Here is a 17,209-nt window from a genome sequence, read left to right as displayed (position 1 = left end):
AAACATCCCGATCATCAGGAAATAATCTTAATCATCAATAACTTCTACGGTCTTGTGCTGAGCGCCGTAGTAGGTGCCTTCATCGATGGTGTACATCAATGTTGCTTCGCACTCTGGACAATCGAATTCCTCATTGGGTTCAATAGCCGCTTCTTCTACCCATTCCCAACCGATATGTTCTTCGCAAGCGGGACAATCCATACAATATCTCTCAGTTGTTGTCGCATATTTATTGCGAATCTCTACTTTGATAATTCGGCATTATACATATTTAGTTAACGAGGAATAGACAGTTAATCAGCGCAGAATAGGGAGTTGATTAGTTGTGAATCAATCGCTGGTGAGCGTTGAATCTATAGTTAGTTCTGAATATATCGTTTTCTCTGAGCACATAATTGGTGCAGGCCTACCCCTTTTGGGTAGTTAAAGTGTGTCAGATTTCAGTCGCTTACGTCAATAAAATGTTGTCGCATGTGTTTTGGGTATCGTTAGGTCGCTTAGCTAACAGTTTTATCGGTAAATCAATGAATTTTGTAAGGTTAAATGTTACCTTCATCGCATCGCGATCTGTGTGGCACGGTAATTGATGCACATTGATCAAGTTGAATAATTATACAGTCACAATTGAGGCGCATCTTATTAAGGGTGTGCGAGTTAGATGACTGAAAAGATTTGTTAGCTGCTAGGGAAATGATAATGAAATTAACCGATATGTCTTTTAAGCAAAAAATCATCGCTTTGCTTATTTTACCGATCTTGGGATTTCTATGGCTTAGCGTTTCTGCGATTTCAAAAGGCGTAGAAACCAACAGTGAATTGTCTTCATTAAACCAACTTACCCGTTTGTCGGTTGTGTACAGTGAACTTGTGCATGAGTTACAAAAAGAGCGTGGAATGACGGCTGGGTTTATCGGCTCACAGGGCACTAAGTTTGTCAGTGAACTACGTGCACAAAGAGCCAGTGCAGATAATAGACGTAATCTGAAAACCGAATACTGGCAATCTGCTGAAATCGATTTACCGCAGATCACTCGGCTGAACACTGAAATAAGCCAAAGCCTAAATCAAATTACTTCTATTCGAAATCGAGTGGATTCTCAATCGATTCCTCTGTCTGAAGCTTTGGGTTACTACACCAAACTGAATGCAAAGCTGCTGAGCGTATCGGCGTTAATTGCTGAGCTTAGCTCTGATGCTGCCATCACCACTGAAACCATCGCTTACTACAACTTTTTACAAGGTAAAGAGCGAGCGGGTATCGAGCGTGCTGTCCTAAATAATACCTTCTCTAAAAATGAATTTGGCCCAGGCATGTTGGTTAAATTCATCTCTTTGGTGACTGAGCAAAATACCTATTTCTCAAACTTTGAGGTATTGAGTAACCCAGCTAACGTTCGTTTCTTTGAACAGCAATTGAATGATCGTTCGGTGGCAGAAGTAGAAAAGCTTCGTGGTTTGGCTGAATCTAAGATGAGCGGTTTTGATGTTGATCCTGTGTACTGGTTCTCGCAATCTACCGCTCGTATTGTTCAGCTAAAGAAAACAGAAAACCGCCTAGCAGAGTCGCTTATCGCACTGACAGAGAAAAAAATGTCAGAGGCGCAGTCTGCGATGATGATGAGTATTGGTCTGTTTGCTTTGATAACCTTGTTCGCGACCTTCGTGAGCTATAAGGCGATCAGCGACCTGACGATGAGAGTAAAAGATCTTACAGTGATGTTGTCTAAGGTTCGTAATGACAACGACTTAACAGTTCGCGCTAAGTTCGTTGGCAACAGCGAGCTTGGACAGATCTCTTCGGCACTCAACGAAACGCTAGAGAAGTTTTCAAACGTTATCGACAACCTGTCTCAGTCGAGTCTGACCTTAGCTTCAGCCGCTGAAGAAACCTCACAAACCTGTCACTACAATTCGAACACGCTAGTGCAACAACAAGACCAAATTGGCTTGGTTGCGACGGCGACAGAAGAGTTATCAGCAACGGTAAATGAGGTGGCGGCTAAAACTCAGCAGACAGCAAGTTCCGCTAAACTGGTCGATGAGCAGTCTCAAGAAGGTTTGAGTACGGTTCAAAACTCTTACCACTCTATCGAAAAACTGGCATCTGAAATTAATGATCTAGCGGAAAAGATCACGCACTTACACGAGAGCAGTAATAACATCAACAGTGTGATTGATGTGATTAAGTCCGTCGCTGAACAGACTAACTTGTTAGCATTGAACGCGGCAATTGAAGCGGCAAGAGCGGGTGAGCAAGGTCGTGGATTTGCGGTAGTGGCTGATGAAGTTCGCACGTTAGCACAGCGTACTCAGCAGTCGACAGCTGAAATTGAAGGTTTCATCAGCTCGTTACAGTCTGATGTGCAAACCGCGTTTAATGTGATTGATAACAGTCAGAAGATGTCGTCTAAAGCGGTTGAGGATTCAAAAGAGGTGGAACACACCTTACAAGGTATCTCAGCATCGGTGAGCGAGATCTTTAGCATGACTGAGCAGATCGCAACCGCTACCGAAGAGCAAGCGGTAGTGACTCAAGATATTGCTCAAAACGTCATGGCAGTAGAGCAGAAGTCGACAGAATCTACGACAGGTGCAACGCAAATAGCTGCAACAGCCAAAGAACAAGCTCAGTTAGCAGCTTCATTGAAAGATATTGCGAGTACGTTTAAGAGCTAACTAGCAAGCACTCCAATAAGAAGTAAAATGCCCGTTAGTCTCTACTTTTAATAGCAGGACTAACGGGCTATTTGTATCTGCTGTCTTCTAAATGGCAACAGATAGTCCATTCAATGGGGATCTACCCCATAAACCAAGACACGAAAATCAACGCACCAAAACCAAATGTCGCCATTAATGCCGTGTCGCCACCGGCTGCTGTGTAGCTGCCTTCGGTTTGTAGGTGAGGGAAGTCAGGTCTGCGAACCTTAACTACCATTGCGAGTGGGCCCCAGATAGCTAGGAACACCAGGACCATGCCTGCATAGTCCAGCATGCTTACAAACTGGCTAGCGAACAGCTCAGCTAATACCAAAGGTAAGATGAAGGTTAGCGCATAAGCCAACGCTTTGTTGTTGGTCACCGCATCTTTGTTTTGGTCGTAAAGCGCCATCGACACGCCGAGGAAAGAAGTCACCAAGGCCAGAGCAGAGAACAGAGCGATCACCACTTTCAACCAAGCAGATTGGCCGCTGAACGCAGAGATCAACTCAGAGATATTGTGGAACTGGCTTATCGCGTCTGTGCCAAGGTTGCCGATAATCGCGAATAACCAAGTTAGGTAGCAAATTAATGGAATCACTGAGCCTAGCAGAATCATATTGCGGATCTGCTTTTGAGTTGCTTCACGGTTGTAGATAACCAGTGACGGGATCACCACCATAGAGGCAAAGCTAGTAAAGATAACTGCGCTGTATTGCACCACGTCGTTGGCCGTGTATTGGCTGGTTTGAGTTAGGTAATCAAGGCGAATGTTGCTAAATAATGACGCGATAACGATAAACAGCATCACGACCATCAAGATGAATAGCCCGCGATTCAGTTTGTCGATATAAGACTTGCCCGAGACGACGATAGTACCCATCAATAGGCTGAAAATGGTATACGCAACGGATGCTGATACATCGACACCAACGTCGAGCAGTAGCTTATGAATGATGTCACCGACACCCAAGATATAAGCGATCAACATGCATACTAGCAACAGGTAAAAGAGTGCATTGATAAAGTGTTTACCTTTGCTGCCCAGAGTGAGGTAAGCAACACTGCTCATGCCACTGTTGTCTTTAGTTTTAGTGCATGCTTCTGCCAGGAGGAGTGCAGAGTATGTGGTGCCGATAAAGATAAGTAGCATCAGCACTGAGCTGATCATGAAGCCAAATTGGGCCAACACCATGGGAATAGCGAGCATGCCAGCCCCTAATGCAGTTCCTGACAGAATCAAAGAACTGCCGAATAATTTCATATTCAAGAAAAACAACCTCAAGCGATCCAATTAAATTTTGTTTGGATTGTAAATAATTGTTTCCAAGACTAACAAAATACTCAGTAAAGTTAGGGGTTAATTTCTAATAAATTTTGAATTTTTCTAAAAAATTTAAGCAGGAATTTCTGGTGTATATGTGTGGTTGATTTAAGTATTCACTCGGTGAGTTTATTTATCGTTTAGTTAACGTTCGTCCATTATTGAATGATTTAGAAATTGGCAAAATTCAGTTAAAAAGAAGTATGTTTATGAGCTAATTGTTTTCAATTCATCAAGTTTAATACTTCTCCTTTCCTGAATCCCGTTCAGGCAATGTCGATGACTAACCGTTCTATGGGTAAAAGACACGCTCAGATCGCTTTATCAATTTGAAGGTAAATAGGTAAAGAACGAGAAAAGTGTCGAAAATTCTGTTGACCTGACTACAACTTCATAGTTTATCTTTACTACTGAAATGAGGGAGAAGTGGATGTATCGCATATCTGAATTAGCGGAGCTCGTTGGCCTGAGCCGTTCAACGCTTTTGTACTATGGAAAGTTGGGTTTGATAGAAGCTCAACGCACCAATAATGGTTATCGAAGTTATTCCGAACGCGACTTGCAGCGTGTGAAATTGTTGCAGCAGTTACAAGCGGGTGGACTGACGTTGAAAGAGTGTCAGGCGTGTTTGGATGCCAAGGTTGACCGCTCCTTGTTACAAAACCGACTCGAACAATTGGACGAAGAGATCGCTCAGAAACAGCGTTCGAGAGATCTTTTATCGGCCTTGTTAGGCGAGAGTGGTTTGCAAGATTGGCATGAATCGATGGACAAGGTGGCGCCTGATGCGCATCTCGATTGGCTCATTAAGCAAGGCTTTGATGAGAAGCAAGCACTGCGACTGAAATGGCTTTCAAAAGACATGAACGATCATGACCAGTACATGGCGGATTTTGAGGTGATCTTTGAGGGTTTACAGCGTTTAGGGCCAGGAACAGCGGAAGATACTTTAGCGGCGTTGGTACACGTTTCGGTTTCTCCTAAACGTGTGCTTGAGATCGGTTGTGGTAAAGGTATTGCCACCTCTGTGTTAGCGAAAGCCTTAGTAGAACATCAAGTGGATGTGCAAATAACGGCGGTAGATAATGATCAACCGAGTTTAGATGTTCTGACTCAGCAAGCACAGGTTCTTGGCTTAGAAAGCAACGTCAAAACCGTATGCGCGAGCATGATGGATCTGCCGTTTGAAGCTAAGTCGTTTGACCTAATTTGGTCGGAAGGCAGCGCTTACATCATGGGTGTTGAAAAGGCGCTAAAGCAGTGGCGAAATTTACTCAGTGATGACGGCATATTGGTCGTTAATGATTTGGTGTGGAATACCGAACAACCTAACGAATCGAGCAAAGCGTTCTGGCAAAAAGAGTATCCAGACATGACGACGGTATCCGAGCGAATTAAACAGGCACAAGCTGCGGGTTATGAAGTCTTGGAGCACTTTGCACTGAGCGATGCTGGTTGGCTTGCGTATTACCAGCCCTTTCAAAAGCGAGTAGAAGCGCTTAAAGCAACGATGCCGAACTCAAAAGCGCTCGTAGATTGCGACAATGAAGTTAAACAATTTTTCGATAGCAACACATCAAAGAACGGCTTGGATCAACAGCCTTCGAAAGGTTCTGAACAACGTGATTTTGATTATCAGTTCTTTGTGCTCAAGAAATTAAAGTAAGTGAGTAACACCATGAAATTTAGACAATATAATTCAAGCGAAATCGAAACGATCACTCAAGTTTTCACTCAAACCTTTACGGATTCAGAAGGCGAGAACGAAGGTAAAACCGTGGGTATGCTTGCCAACGACCTTTTAACGACTACAGCCCCGACAGAGCTACTTTGCTTTGTCGCTGAAGACGATTCTAGTGAGTCGGATGTGGATAGCACGATTGTGGGTGCGATTATCTTTACGCCGCTTTCATTTGATGATGAAACCAAGGCATATTTGCTTTCGCCAGTGGCGGTGAGCACTCAGATGCAAAAGCGTGGTATTGGTCAGCGCCTGATTAACTTCGGTTTGCAGTTTCTAAAAGAGCAGGGTATTGAGCTTGCAGTGACGTACGGTGATCCTGACTACTATTCAAAAGTGGGCTTTGGGCAAATTACCGTTGAGCAGGTCCCAGCGCCCTTTGAATTGAGTTTCCCTCACGGTTGGTTGGCTCAATTGTTAACTGGTGGTGAAATCAAAGTAACAAGTGGCAAGTCGAGTTGTGTTAAAGGCTTGGCTCACGCAGAATATTGGTAGCCGCTTGCAAAAAAATTGAGAAAAAGAGAAAGCCCATCAGGTGTTTGCCTGTTGGGCTTTCTTGTTATGAACGAAGACATTCTTCTGGCTTCAATGTATAAATTGAACAACTGTTCAAAATAACACTTGAACGATCGTTCTTGTTTGATCTATATTGTTTTTACACCAACGGAGAACATTCATTAATTGCTCCGTGATTGAATAACTTTAGAACCGAAAATTGATAGGGATAGAGCAATGAGCAACTTCAAAATTCACTCAGTAGAATCCGCGCCAGAGCAAAGCCAACCTATTCTTGAGGGCGCTAAAAAGCAGATGGGCAGAGTGCCGGGCTTGTTTGGTGTGTTGGCTGAATCTCCAAACACACTTAAGGCTTACACTCAGCTTCATCAGGCGTTTAGTGACTCATCTTTCGATGCTGAAGAGCTAACGGTTGTTTGGCAAACCATCAACGTTGAACACGAATGCCACTACTGCGTTCCTGCACACACTGGCATTGCACATTCAATGAAGGTCGATCCTGCAATCACCGAAGCACTGCGTAATCGCACAGATTTACCCACTGAAAAGCTGCAAGCCCTGCATGATTTTACGCTGAGCATGGTACGTAACCGCGGCAATGTGCCTGAAAGTGAAATGGCAGCATTTTTCGAAGCGGGCTACGGTCAGCAACAAGTGCTAGAAGTGATTCTTGGCCTGTCTCAGAAAGTGATCAGTAATTACGTAAACCACGTTGCTAAAACGCCAGTCGACAAAGTATTTGAACAGTTCGCTTGGCAAGGTTAATCGCATTTAACTAACCATCGTATTTAAGCAACTCAAGATATGATAATGATGAAAGCCCCGCTCAGTTGAGTGGGGCTTTGTTGTTTGGGTTGAATATGGAATTAACAAGGTTACCTAACGTACGTGCCTAGCGATTATCTTCGCTAGTGTCACAAGCCCTTCTTTCCACTCTTTGCTCTCTTCAATGTTGGCGACAGTGAAGCGCAGACAGTGTTTATATTGGTCGTTGGTGCCAAATACTGTTCCGGGTAAGATCCCCAATTTATGCTTCAAACAATCTTGATAGACCGCGTAGCTATCGACCGATTCAGGCAGTGTTATCCAGTTTAAAAAAGAGCCTTCCGGTTTTGATAGGTGGTATTGCCCGACAAGGTGTGGGTAGCTATCTAGTGCTTGTATTAACAGGCTTTGGAATTGCTTTTGATTGGTTTGGTAGAGCCGCTTCATCTTAGACAAATGACTGCGATATTTGCCGGTAGTGAGAAATTGACCCACAGCGGATTGCATCAGATTTGAGCTGCCCATGTTGTCGCATAAAAGGTACTTTTCGACCAAAGGTTGGTAGCGCCCAGACAGTAACCAACCGATTCGCAAGCGTGAGTCTAATGTTTTAGACAGTGAGTTGACGTAGATGACTCTATCTTGGTCATCAAGCTCTTTGAGGCTAGCGATTGGTGTATCGAATGCCAAGCTACCGAACACATCGTCTTCGATAATTGGCAAACATCCGGTGATCTCCAGTAATGCTTTTCGATTCGCCAATGGCATTCTTGAGCCGGTTGGGTTGGTAAAGTTTGGTGTTAGCAGTAAGGTTTTCACTTCCCATTTATCCAGTGCACTTTGTAGCGAAGGAATGTCAATACCGTGGCTAACGCTGCTTGGTATTTCAAGGGCTTGTAAGCCAAGCGATTCAAGTAAAAGTAGATTGCCGAAGTAACACGGTGACTCGACCGCCACGATGTCACCGGGCTTGGTGAGCGCACGTAAAGCCAAACTGATAGCCTGTTGAGCACCATGAGTAATCGCAATCTCTTTGGATCCCGCAGGTACGCCTAGATCATGAGTGATCTTTAACAATTGCTTTACTAATTGCTCGTCGCCGGGAGGTAATTGGTAATACCCAGGCAATTGAGTTTGTAATCGACTGTGGCGACCAATCTCGGCATACAAGCTACGAATCGCAGGGTTGTTTATGTTCGGGTGCGCAGAACCTGCCAACAGTTTCAGGCGGCCTTTCGGGCGAGAGAGTACCGATTTGGTGACAGATAAGAGGTCCACTTTTTGAGGTTGGCTTGGTGTATCCCAGCAGGTGGTGTTCGGTGTCTTTACGCGATAGCCAGATTTAGGTACCGAGTAAACCCAACCCGTTGCTTCGAGTTCTTGATAGGCTCGAATTACGGTATTTTTGCTTACGCCAAGCTGTTCGCTTAACTGGCGGATCGAGGGAAGGCGATCGTCTGGATGAAAAAGTCCTTTATCGATCTGAGCCTTAATATGTTGTTCGGTAGCAAGGTATTTATTGCCGCTGAGTTCTGCTTCCACGTGTTTCTCCCTCGTTGCACACTCTCAATCTGTAACCATTTAAAGTGTTATATCTGTATCTTTATTAGTTATCTGTACCCAACTAAGGTAACAGCATTGATGAAGAGTTGACCAGAGGTTTGTAATGCTGATTAAAATGATTCCGTTTGTGTTTGTAATATTGTGGTCGTCAGGTTTTGTCGGCGCACGTCTTGGTGTTGAATATGCCGAACCCGCAACATTACTTTCATTGAGGATGGTAGCCAACGTGGCGCTGTTCTTGGTTTTGATTGCAATCATTAAGCGTCGTATTCCTCGTGGTCGAGCATTCTTCCACGCAAGTGTGGTTGGCATCTTGATTCATGGTTTCTACCTTGGTGGCACCTATCTGGCGATTGATATAGGTATGCCCGCCGGGTTGAGTTCTCTACTTGTTGGCTTACAACCGATTCTTACCGCATTGATTATGATCAGCTGTACTTCGCAGCGTTTTAATTTTGCACAGTGGTTGGGGTTAGCGCTTGGTTTTGCGGGTATTAGTTTGGTGTTGATGGGCAATATTGAATGGCAGTCAGACGACCAAAAAGGCTTGGCAACGTTATTGTGTTTGGTTTCTTTGGTGGGTATTACCTGCGGCACTTTGTATCAGAAGCGCTTCTGTCAGGGGACAGATATGGTCGGCGGTGCGATGGTGCAATATTTGGCTTCTGCCGCGTTGTTTCTGCCGTTCGCAATGCGTTACGAAACTATGCAGGTGAACTGGACTGTAGAATTCACGCTGACTCTAATCTGGCTGGTGGTTGTTCTGTCTTGCGTTGCCATCCTCTTGCTGCTTTACATGGTAGAACACGGTGCGTCTTCAAGTGTGGCATCGGTGTTTTACTTAGTTCCACCGACGACAGCAATCCAAGCTTGGCTTATTTTCGGTGAATCATTCGATATCTATGGTGCAATGGGCTTTGCGTTGTCGGCAGCTGCAGTTTATTTGGTGGTGAGGAAGCCAGAATGGATTAAGGCTCGCAGTCGAACAGTGTTAGAGCGGTAGTTTGTATACCAAAACTCACTCTACTTAAAGTCGATGACTAGAAACAAAAAAGAGCCTGAATATTCAGGCTCTTTCTGTATCAAATATTGGCTAGCGACTTTTGATTAGCGTTTCATCAAACAAGCGTAAGCCGTTGTAAACGGTGCTTCTTGGTATTGCTTAAGGCCGGTCTCTTTGAACTTCATCATAAGAGGGTTGCGCTTAAGGCTCTCTTTGATGTCAGCAGGAGATACAACGGTTACGTCTAGGCCGTCGATCAGTTGAATCGCTGCTTCTAGTTTGAAACCAAAGCCACCGCCAGCAAATTTGCCTTTAGTTTGGCGCTGACGAATCACAACTTTGTCTACTTGGTAATCTTCCATTAACTTTGCAAAAGAGAATTGAAAGTCTTTCATATTCTGTGTGTCGTTTGCGTCGCTAATTGAAACTTTAGAAACTCGGCAATCAGGAATGTTAAATACACCATCTGATAGAGAAAGAAGACAGATGACTGCATCGTTACCTTTGATTTCAACACCACAAATTTTCATGTTCTTACCTACTTATTTTAGAGCCCTACATTATGGTGTTATTTCTAACACTTCTCCAGTATTTGCGCGTATCAGCGGCAAATAAGTCTAAATCAGAGAGTATTTTAGCCGTCGAAAGTTAACCTTTGATTGAAAAAACATCACACGAATTTACGGTATCGTTTGCTATGAGATGAAGCTCACAAAAGCTTAGCGGGATTTCATATGTGTGCTGTATATTGCGCGCGCATCCCTATTTGAAGTGTGGTTATTAATCCCAATGAATATCAATAATCTTTCGATTAAGAGTAAAATCGCGATCCCGCTGTTGGTGATTGTGATTGTTTTTTCTACCGTTACTGTGCTCAACGTTATCAGATCAAATGCTCAAGCTGCGATTAATAATGAGCTCAATAATGTGGTTCAGCCCGTGTTAGACAATTTGGAAGATGGGTATCGTGACATTTATCAAGTTATCGCTTCTGCTCAAGGTCTATTACTCTCGAAAGACCAAGCGGCGATTGAGTACCAAAAATTTGAATTTAAAGACAACGCTTACAAAGCGGTTCCTCGTTTTGAAAGTGTCGAAACCTTGTATCAAGCGGGCGTGTTGGATCCATCTTCACGTGGCGAGTTATCAAAGCTTGTTAACGCGATGAGCAAGTGGGTGGCACTGCACGAGCCAATGTTCGCTGATCCGGCAAACGCAGACCAATACAATATTGATTACTCACCAGCGCTTGACGCAGAGTTTGCGATCATTCGTACTCAACTGCGCGATATCCGAACTCTGATCGAATTAAAGCAGAAAGAGCTTCGCCAGCAAGCTGATGACTCTATTGAATCGAGTAAGTTGATCATTGAAGTAGGTATGGCCGTTGCTGTTTTCGCTGCATTTTTCGCTATGTGGTTATCAAATCGCTTTATCGTTCAGCCAATCCAGAACGTAGAGAAAGCAATGAATGAGATTGCATCGGGTGACGGTAACTTATCTCAACGTATGAAGGTCGAAGGTAATGATGAGATCGCTCGTTTGAGTTCTGCTTTCAACCAGTTTGTTGGCAAGATCCATGTCGCCGTGGAGCAAGTTATTCTCACATCGAACGCAGTACGTGGCGAGATGGAAAACATCAAATCACTCACGCAAAGTGTTGCTGAGTTTTCATCGAACCAACAGCGAGAAAGTGAAGTGGTAGCTGCGGCAGTCCATGAAATGCAAGCAACCAGTGAAGTGGTGAGTGGTAATGCATTAGACGCTGCAACCGCGAGTAACGTTGCAAACCATGAAGTGGAATCGGCTGATACTACGCTTGGCTTAACTGTTACTTCGATTGAACGCCTTGCGCAAGATATCGAGAACGCGGGTGGTGTGGTTCAAGAACTGGACACAGACGTGAAGAACATAGCCTCAATCCTTGGCGTGATCAAAGGTATTGCAGAACAAACCAACCTACTTGCTTTGAATGCGGCTATTGAAGCGGCACGAGCGGGTGAACAAGGCCGTGGCTTTGCGGTTGTGGCTGATGAAGTTCGAGCGCTTGCGAGTAAAACTCAAGACAGCACTGGCGAAATCCAATCAATGATTGAACGCTTAGAAGTGGGTGCTAAACACGCGGTTGGTGTGATGACTGAAAGCAAAGTGAGTGGCGAGAAAACCATTGTTCAAGCAGGAACTGCAGCATCTTCATTGAGTGAGATTCGTAACTCAATTGGCAAGATGAATGACATGAACACACAAATTGCTACGGCGGCTTCGCAACAGTCTCAAGTGTCTGAAGAAGTGAATAAGAATGTTCAACGCATCGCTGAAAGAACCATGCAAATGGTTGAGATGGCAAGCAGCGCAGAAAATGCATGTATGGCATTGGCTGAACAGTGTGAAGCGCTAGATAGCCTTGTGTCTCAGTTTGAAGTGTAATTTTCAAAATTAGACAGACGAATATGAGCTGATAATGGTTGCTCGTATTGAGTCCCATTAATCAGCGGTGAACGACAAAAAAGCCCGCACTCTATGAGTGCGGGCTTTCTTTTTGACTAGGTGATCAGTCTTTTGACTAGGTGATCAGTTTTTAGACCTGATCAATCACTCAGTGTTAGCTGCTAAGACCGTCTTTGTATGTGTAACGGTAGTCCACTTTTACGTTCGCTTGGTAGTGGATGTCGCCGTTCATGTTAGTGATCTTTTTCACTTCCATATTTGCATCATCAATCTTGAACGAATCGTATTTGGTTGTCTGTTGGAACTGTGGCAGTTCTCTTGAAAGCTCAAAAGGTGTTTTTGCGCTTAACTCATCCATAAGGTTGGTGCCTGCATCGTATGCTTCCGCTTCAGTAACAAATGTATCAGATTTTAGCGTTGTTTCTTGAATTGTTGTTTTAGTTGCTGCAAACGCAGTGGTGCTGAGTACAAGAGTTGATGCAAGTATGATTAACTTCTTCAAAGGGATACCTTACTTTGTTGTACCAGTGTTTTAGAGATTCTCACCCTAGCAATAGGGGGTGAGGTTAATGTTAGGACAAAAATATGGTTCTGTAAGGGAATGACTATAGGTGCCGAAGATTAATGCACAGCGCATATCAAGCAAGGTGACACTGATATCTAACTTCAATACACTGTATGGGTAACCAAAGTTCAGCATAAGGTAAAGGCATGGCCAATTGGGAAGGGGTAAGTGAGTTTGTTGCAGTGGCAGAGCGTGAAAGCTTTACTGGTGCGGCGCAGAAGCTCGCTACGTCGGTGGCTCAAATCAGTCGTAGAGTAGCAAACCTCGAAGAACGACTCGCAGTGAAACTGCTCAATCGAACGACTCGAAAGGTGTCTCTTACAGAGGCTGGGCAACTCTATTACCAACAATGTAAGTTGTTGGTCGAAGGTTTAGAAATTGCTGAGCTTGCGGTCACGCAGATGCAATCCACACCCAAAGGCTTACTGAAAGTCACCGCGCCTGTGACTTATGGTGAGCGCCAACTCGCCCCAATACTGCATCAATTCTTAAAGCTTCACCCGCAAGTAGAGCTTGAGCTGATGCTGACCAATCAAAAGCTCGATCTTATCGATTCGGGTGTTGATGTTGCGATTCGTCTTGGCCGCTTGGAAGATTCAAGCCTTGTGGCAAAGAGGCTGTCTCAACGCCAACTTTATGTATGTGCAAGCCCTGAATATATTGAACGTTATGGCGAGCCGCATACATTATCAGAATTAAATAATCACCAATGTTTAGTCGGTGGATTTGAACATTGGCGTTTCAAAGAAAATAGACGCCCTCGCTCAGTTCGTGTTAACGGACGCATTAAGTGCAACAGTGGTTTAGCCTTGTTAGACGCAGCTAAGCAGAGCATTGGCTTGGTGCAGTTGCCTGAATACTATGTGAGTGAAGACCTTGATTCTGGTGAGTTGGTTGAGGTGCTGTCCGATTATCGAGATGACAAAGAAGGGATCTGGGCGCTTTATCCTCAGAACCGCAACTTATCTTCAAAGGTTCGCCTGCTGGTGGACTTCCTTTCTGAGCAATTGGATTAGTGTATGGCTTAAAACCTCCACCGATAAAAACGGGCTTCAGAATAGAGATTCTGAAGCCCGACGTGTTTTAGGATTAATTATCGTTTGATTACGGCTTACTAGACCGAAAATGTATTAGACGGTGAAGCGATCCACCAAGTGATACAGCTCATTTGCACGACTGTTGAGGTTTTGGCTACCTGTACGGTTTTGATTCGCGAGTTCTGCCGATTGTGAGCTTTGGTCAGAAATCACCACGATGCGTTGAGATATTTCTTGGCCGACAATATTCTGCTGTTCAGTCGCTGTCGCAATAAGCGAGTTCATGTCCATGATGGTATCAATCGACGCTTGGATCTTCGCCAGTGCTTCGGCTGCGGCATTCGCTTCTTCCACGGTTTGCGCACTTCGGTTTTGACTTGAATCCATCGCTTTCACAGCAGCATCTGAGGCAGCTTTAAGTTGCTCAATCATCTTATGAATGTCGCCAGTGCTCTCTTGAGTACGGCTTGCTAGCTTACGTACCTCATCGGCTACTACAGCAAACCCACGCCCTTGTTCGCCCGCCCGCGCAGCTTCAATCGCGGCATTCAACGCAAGTAGGTTAGTTTGCTCGGCAATGTCTTGGATGACCGCCAATGAAGAGGAGATGTTTTGTACATCGCCTTCTAAACGAGACACCACGGTGTTCGCTTCTGATACTTCGCTCGCTAGGCCTGCCACCGAGTCTGCAGCTGCGTTTACGATCTGTTGCGCTTCTTTTGCATTGCCCTCTGCAAGTTTAGCGGAATCCGCCGCTTGGCTAGCGTTGCTCGAGATCTCTTGCGCCGTTGTGGTCATTTCAGTCATCGCCGTTGCAACTTGTTCAGTCTCTTCACGTTGCCCAGTAGCAATCTCGTCGACCTGCGCAGCGCGAGAAGACATGCTAGATGTCTCGGCTACGACTTGCTGACCGACATCGCTTACGCTGCGAATGATGGTTTGAAGGCTTGCCACGAAGGCGTTGAAGTTCTCGCTGAGCTTAGTGAACTCAGGCGCTTTAAATGTTTCCATTCGAGCGGTTAAATCGGCTTCGCCACTCGCGAATGCGCTGATTGAACGATCAAACTGCTCGAGTGGTCGCATGATTGTGCGGTTGACGGCAACGGCAAACGCAGCAACTACTAGGGCAATCAAACCACAGAATATAGCGATCGCCGTCAATGAGCTTTGTAACGCGACATTCGAGCTCTCTTTCATCTCTGCGATTACAGCATCGATGTCGTCAGTATAAAAACCTGTGCCTAGCATCAAGTCCCACTGGGGAACGAATATCGAGTAGCTCAGTTTCGGTAGAGCTTCTGATTGACCAAGTTTTGGAAAGTAGTAGGTGGTGAACTCACCAAGCTTTGAGTTCTTGATCAAGTCACGAATCAGGTAGTTGCCTTTTTTGTCTTGCAGGTCGTAGTAGTTTTTACCAATGCCATCGTTATTTTGCCCAACAACTACTCGAACGCCTTTAGAGTCGTAGCCAAAGATGTAGCCAGACTCGCCATATTCGAGAGTTCTTAATGTCGGTAAGGCTTCTTCTAATGTTGCACCTCTTTCCAAGAACGGGCTAATAGAAGATTGAGCCATTTGCAGATACGCTTTAAGTTCCTTTTCTTTCATCGCCATCATATTGCTACGCGTCGATTCTACTTGTTGTGCGGTTAGCTCGGTGCTCTTCATATACGTCACGCTCATCATCCCAATTGCCATCAGTAGCAGTGGAATAAAAGAGAGAATATAAAGGCGGTTTTTGATGGTTAGGGTCATGTTACGCTTCCTGTGTGATTGTCTCATGCAATTTTCAACACATTATTAATGTGGTTTCAAAATGTAAATGGGCTTGTTGTTTAATTGTTGTCCTAGAGTGTTTTTGTTTTATAAATATGATGACGGTTAGGTTTTTGGGGTGAGAAGCCTTGCAACTAGAGGCTTAAGCGCGAAAAAGTGAGTTTGTATCGATGCTTTTGAATTCGACGCTGCTTTGTTAGAATGCGACGCTTTGTAGCACCCTGCTATGTCTATTCGTTAAGTGAGAAAGATTCATGAACAAAAGCCATGTGACTATTGGTTTAACTAACCCAAAGAGCCCGACAAACGTTGGTGCTGTTATGCGTGCGGCTGGTTGTTACCAAGTCGACGAAGTTAAATACACAGGGCAACGCTACGAAAAAGCCGCAAAATTCCACACCGATACTAAGAGTGCTGCGCGTACTATCCCGTTGACTGGTGTTGAGTCGTTTTTAGACAATCTTGATCCAGAAACTAAGATCGTTTGCGTAGAACTCGCAGAAGGTGCAACACCACTACCGCGTTTTAAACACCCAGAAAATGCCATTTATATCTTTGGCCCTGAAGACGGCTCTATTTCTCAAGATGTCGCCGACAGAGCCGATCATGTTGTGTACGTACCAACAGTTGGCTGCATGAACTTGGCAGCGACAGTGAATGTGCTGCTTTACGATCGTCTTGCTAAATCTGATGAAATGGATGAGAGCAACGAACTGATTAAGAAAAGCCGTGATAACCGTAACCATCTGCTAATCAAAGAAAAGTAACTATTTACTTCTAGTAAAAGTAACGATCTGCTTCTAGTGTTATCTATCCCGTAAGCAATCGGATATTATCTTTGGTTCATCATTAGATAATTGAAGGGTTAGATAACACCATGGAAGACAAGCAATTACTTGCCGCGCTGCAACAACACCCTGTCCTCGATCTCTATCAGTTATTCCAAGAAGTTGGTCAAAACCGCTCTTTGTATGCATTACTAGAGAGGTTATCTTCCCTTAAAGAACATCATCAACTGAGTACTCGTCTTAGCCCTTTTAAGCCTCATATCGAAGGATTGCTAGCTCAATTTGATAGCGCCACGCCAGATAGCGAGATCCTCAAGGCAGTCGCTCTTCAGTCTGAGATTCAGCAACGAGGCCACAGTATGAGTCGTTACATCATGACATCAGATAACCATCGCCATTTTTCCCCAAGTGCAGACCTAGTCATGTTTGGTGATTCGATCACCGAATGGGCCCCGTGGGCGGATATCTTTCGCGATGTTTCGATGGTCAACCGTGGCTTAGCGGGTGACACCACAACTGGCATGTTGCGCCGTATTGATACCACGTTGAATGTGAAGCCAAAGCTGGTGTGTTTTATGGCAGGGATAAACGATTTAGCTCAGGGTTATGATGTCGACCATATCTACCAGAACTACATTGATATGCTTAAGGTGTGGCAAGAAAATGAGATTCGCATATTGGTGCAATCAACGCTTTATGTTGGCTCTAAACTGCAAGGTTTAAATCCGTCGGTTGAACTGCTCAATAGCAAGCTAAGCGAGTACTGTACACAGCAAGGCATTGCGTTCTTAGATGTGAATTCAGTATTGTCGCCTAATAAGCTGTTGTCGAACAAGTACTCGTGTGATGATCTGCATTTGAATGCGAAGGCTTATCAAACTTGGGCTGAGATACTTCAACCTACGATAGCTGAGCTACTAAAATAGACTCACGCAAAACGCTAGCTAGACCGATAAACAGCTTAGCTAATACAAGAAAAGCCAAAC

Annotated in this window: 15 protein-coding genes; 9 read left to right on the top strand and 6 right to left on the bottom strand. The window is 44.6% G+C overall.

Annotation, left to right across the window (positions count from 1 at the left end):
* Positions 1-27: 27 nt before the first annotated feature.
* Positions 28-201: a hypothetical protein gene (locus tag AB4133_RS08710; RefSeq protein WP_017061661.1), complete on the bottom strand. Its 174-nt coding sequence runs from the start codon at positions 199-201 to the stop codon at positions 28-30.
* A gap of 495 nt (positions 202-696) precedes the next feature.
* Between AB4133_RS08710 and AB4133_RS08705 the strand changes: the two genes are divergently transcribed.
* Positions 697-2,676, top strand: coding sequence for a methyl-accepting chemotaxis protein (locus AB4133_RS08705; RefSeq protein WP_372224228.1), 1,980 nt, complete (start codon positions 697-699; stop codon positions 2,674-2,676).
* Positions 2,677-2,797: 121 nt separating this feature from the next.
* On the opposite strand, the gene AB4133_RS08700 is transcribed toward AB4133_RS08705, so the two are convergent.
* Positions 2,798-3,961 (bottom strand): amino acid permease, encoded by a 1,164-nt coding sequence (locus AB4133_RS08700; RefSeq protein WP_372224249.1) that lies wholly within the window; start codon positions 3,959-3,961, stop codon positions 2,798-2,800.
* 490 nt (positions 3,962-4,451) lie between these two features.
* Between AB4133_RS08700 and AB4133_RS08695 the strand changes: the two genes are divergently transcribed.
* From AB4133_RS08695 to AB4133_RS08685, 3 genes are all read left to right on the top strand, one after another.
* The gene (locus AB4133_RS08695; RefSeq protein WP_372073834.1) at positions 4,452-5,687 is read left to right on the top strand and encodes a MerR family transcriptional regulator; all 1,236 of its coding nucleotides are present in this window, start codon (positions 4,452-4,454) and stop codon (positions 5,685-5,687) included.
* Complete coding sequence (locus AB4133_RS08690; protein WP_372112843.1) at positions 5,688-6,257, top strand: GNAT family N-acetyltransferase; 570 nt, start codon at positions 5,688-5,690, stop codon at positions 6,255-6,257.
* A gap of 237 nt (positions 6,258-6,494) precedes the next feature.
* Complete coding sequence (locus tag AB4133_RS08685) at positions 6,495-7,043, top strand: carboxymuconolactone decarboxylase family protein (RefSeq protein ID WP_017069794.1); 549 nt, start codon at positions 6,495-6,497, stop codon at positions 7,041-7,043.
* A 114-nt stretch (positions 7,044-7,157) separates the two neighbouring features.
* Here AB4133_RS08685 and AB4133_RS08680 read toward each other — a convergent pair whose 3' ends face one another.
* Complete coding sequence (locus AB4133_RS08680) at positions 7,158-8,585, bottom strand: PLP-dependent aminotransferase family protein (protein WP_372224227.1); 1,428 nt, start codon at positions 8,583-8,585, stop codon at positions 7,158-7,160.
* A gap of 124 nt (positions 8,586-8,709) precedes the next feature.
* Here AB4133_RS08680 and AB4133_RS08675 point away from each other — a divergent pair, with 124 nt between their 5' ends.
* Positions 8,710-9,609, top strand: a complete 900-nt coding sequence (locus AB4133_RS08675) for a DMT family transporter (RefSeq protein WP_372224226.1) — start codon at positions 8,710-8,712, stop codon at positions 9,607-9,609.
* A 104-nt stretch (positions 9,610-9,713) separates the two neighbouring features.
* On the opposite strand, the gene AB4133_RS08670 is transcribed toward AB4133_RS08675, so the two are convergent.
* Complete coding sequence (locus AB4133_RS08670) at positions 9,714-10,139, bottom strand: DUF3010 family protein (RefSeq protein ID WP_017069797.1); 426 nt, start codon at positions 10,137-10,139, stop codon at positions 9,714-9,716.
* 259 nt (positions 10,140-10,398) lie between these two features.
* On the opposite strand from AB4133_RS08670, the gene AB4133_RS08665 reads away from it, so the two are divergent.
* Complete coding sequence (locus AB4133_RS08665) at positions 10,399-12,036, top strand: methyl-accepting chemotaxis protein (protein WP_372224225.1); 1,638 nt, start codon at positions 10,399-10,401, stop codon at positions 12,034-12,036.
* 175 nt (positions 12,037-12,211) lie between these two features.
* On the opposite strand, the gene AB4133_RS08660 is transcribed toward AB4133_RS08665, so the two are convergent.
* A complete protein-coding gene (locus tag AB4133_RS08660; protein ID WP_017069799.1) occupies positions 12,212-12,559 on the bottom strand; it encodes a DUF3316 domain-containing protein in 348 nt (115 codons plus the stop codon).
* A gap of 209 nt (positions 12,560-12,768) precedes the next feature.
* Between AB4133_RS08660 and AB4133_RS08655 the strand changes: the two genes are divergently transcribed.
* The gene (locus AB4133_RS08655) at positions 12,769-13,638 is read left to right on the top strand and encodes a LysR family transcriptional regulator (RefSeq protein WP_017064933.1); all 870 of its coding nucleotides are present in this window, start codon (positions 12,769-12,771) and stop codon (positions 13,636-13,638) included.
* A 114-nt stretch (positions 13,639-13,752) separates the two neighbouring features.
* Here AB4133_RS08655 and AB4133_RS08650 read toward each other — a convergent pair whose 3' ends face one another.
* Positions 13,753-15,414, bottom strand: coding sequence for a methyl-accepting chemotaxis protein (locus AB4133_RS08650; RefSeq protein WP_372224224.1), 1,662 nt, complete (start codon positions 15,412-15,414; stop codon positions 13,753-13,755).
* Positions 15,415-15,689: 275 nt separating this feature from the next.
* Here AB4133_RS08650 and AB4133_RS08645 point away from each other — a divergent pair, with 275 nt between their 5' ends.
* Positions 15,690-16,202 carry an RNA methyltransferase gene (locus AB4133_RS08645; protein ID WP_017061674.1) on the top strand — a complete coding sequence of 171 codons (513 nt, stop codon included), beginning with the start codon at positions 15,690-15,692 and terminating at the stop codon, positions 16,200-16,202.
* Positions 16,203-16,312: 110 nt separating this feature from the next.
* A complete protein-coding gene (locus AB4133_RS08640; RefSeq protein ID WP_372224223.1) occupies positions 16,313-17,149 on the top strand; it encodes an SGNH/GDSL hydrolase family protein in 837 nt (278 codons plus the stop codon).
* The last annotated feature ends 60 nt before the right edge of the window (positions 17,150-17,209 follow it).

It is taken from the genome of Vibrio sp. 10N.286.52.F8 (assembly GCF_041468745.1).
GTDB classification, from domain to species: domain Bacteria; phylum Pseudomonadota; class Gammaproteobacteria; order Enterobacterales; family Vibrionaceae; genus Vibrio; species Vibrio crassostreae_C.
This window is presented reverse-complemented; position numbering and strand designations above follow the sequence as displayed.

Coding starts and splice junctions, on each gene's coding strand:
- AB4133_RS08710 (WP_017061661.1), bottom strand. CDS start 201: ATGGATTGTCCCGCTTGCGAAGAACATATCGGTTGGGAATGGGTAGAA.
- AB4133_RS08705 (WP_372224228.1), top strand. CDS start 697: ATGAAATTAACCGATATGTCTTTTAAGCAAAAAATCATCGCTTTGCTT.
- AB4133_RS08700 (WP_372224249.1), bottom strand. CDS start 3,961: ATGAAATTATTCGGCAGTTCTTTGATTCTGTCAGGAACTGCATTAGGG.
- AB4133_RS08695 (WP_372073834.1), top strand. CDS start 4,452: ATGTATCGCATATCTGAATTAGCGGAGCTCGTTGGCCTGAGCCGTTCA.
- AB4133_RS08685 (WP_017069794.1), top strand. CDS start 6,495: ATGAGCAACTTCAAAATTCACTCAGTAGAATCCGCGCCAGAGCAAAGC.
- AB4133_RS08675 (WP_372224226.1), top strand. CDS start 8,710: ATGCTGATTAAAATGATTCCGTTTGTGTTTGTAATATTGTGGTCGTCA.
- AB4133_RS08670 (WP_017069797.1), bottom strand. CDS start 10,139: ATGAAAATTTGTGGTGTTGAAATCAAAGGTAACGATGCAGTCATCTGT.
- AB4133_RS08665 (WP_372224225.1), top strand. CDS start 10,399: ATGAATATCAATAATCTTTCGATTAAGAGTAAAATCGCGATCCCGCTG.
- AB4133_RS08655 (WP_017064933.1), top strand. CDS start 12,769: ATGGCCAATTGGGAAGGGGTAAGTGAGTTTGTTGCAGTGGCAGAGCGT.
- AB4133_RS08650 (WP_372224224.1), bottom strand. CDS start 15,414: ATGACCCTAACCATCAAAAACCGCCTTTATATTCTCTCTTTTATTCCA.
- AB4133_RS08645 (WP_017061674.1), top strand. CDS start 15,690: ATGAACAAAAGCCATGTGACTATTGGTTTAACTAACCCAAAGAGCCCG.
- AB4133_RS08640 (WP_372224223.1), top strand. CDS start 16,313: ATGGAAGACAAGCAATTACTTGCCGCGCTGCAACAACACCCTGTCCTC.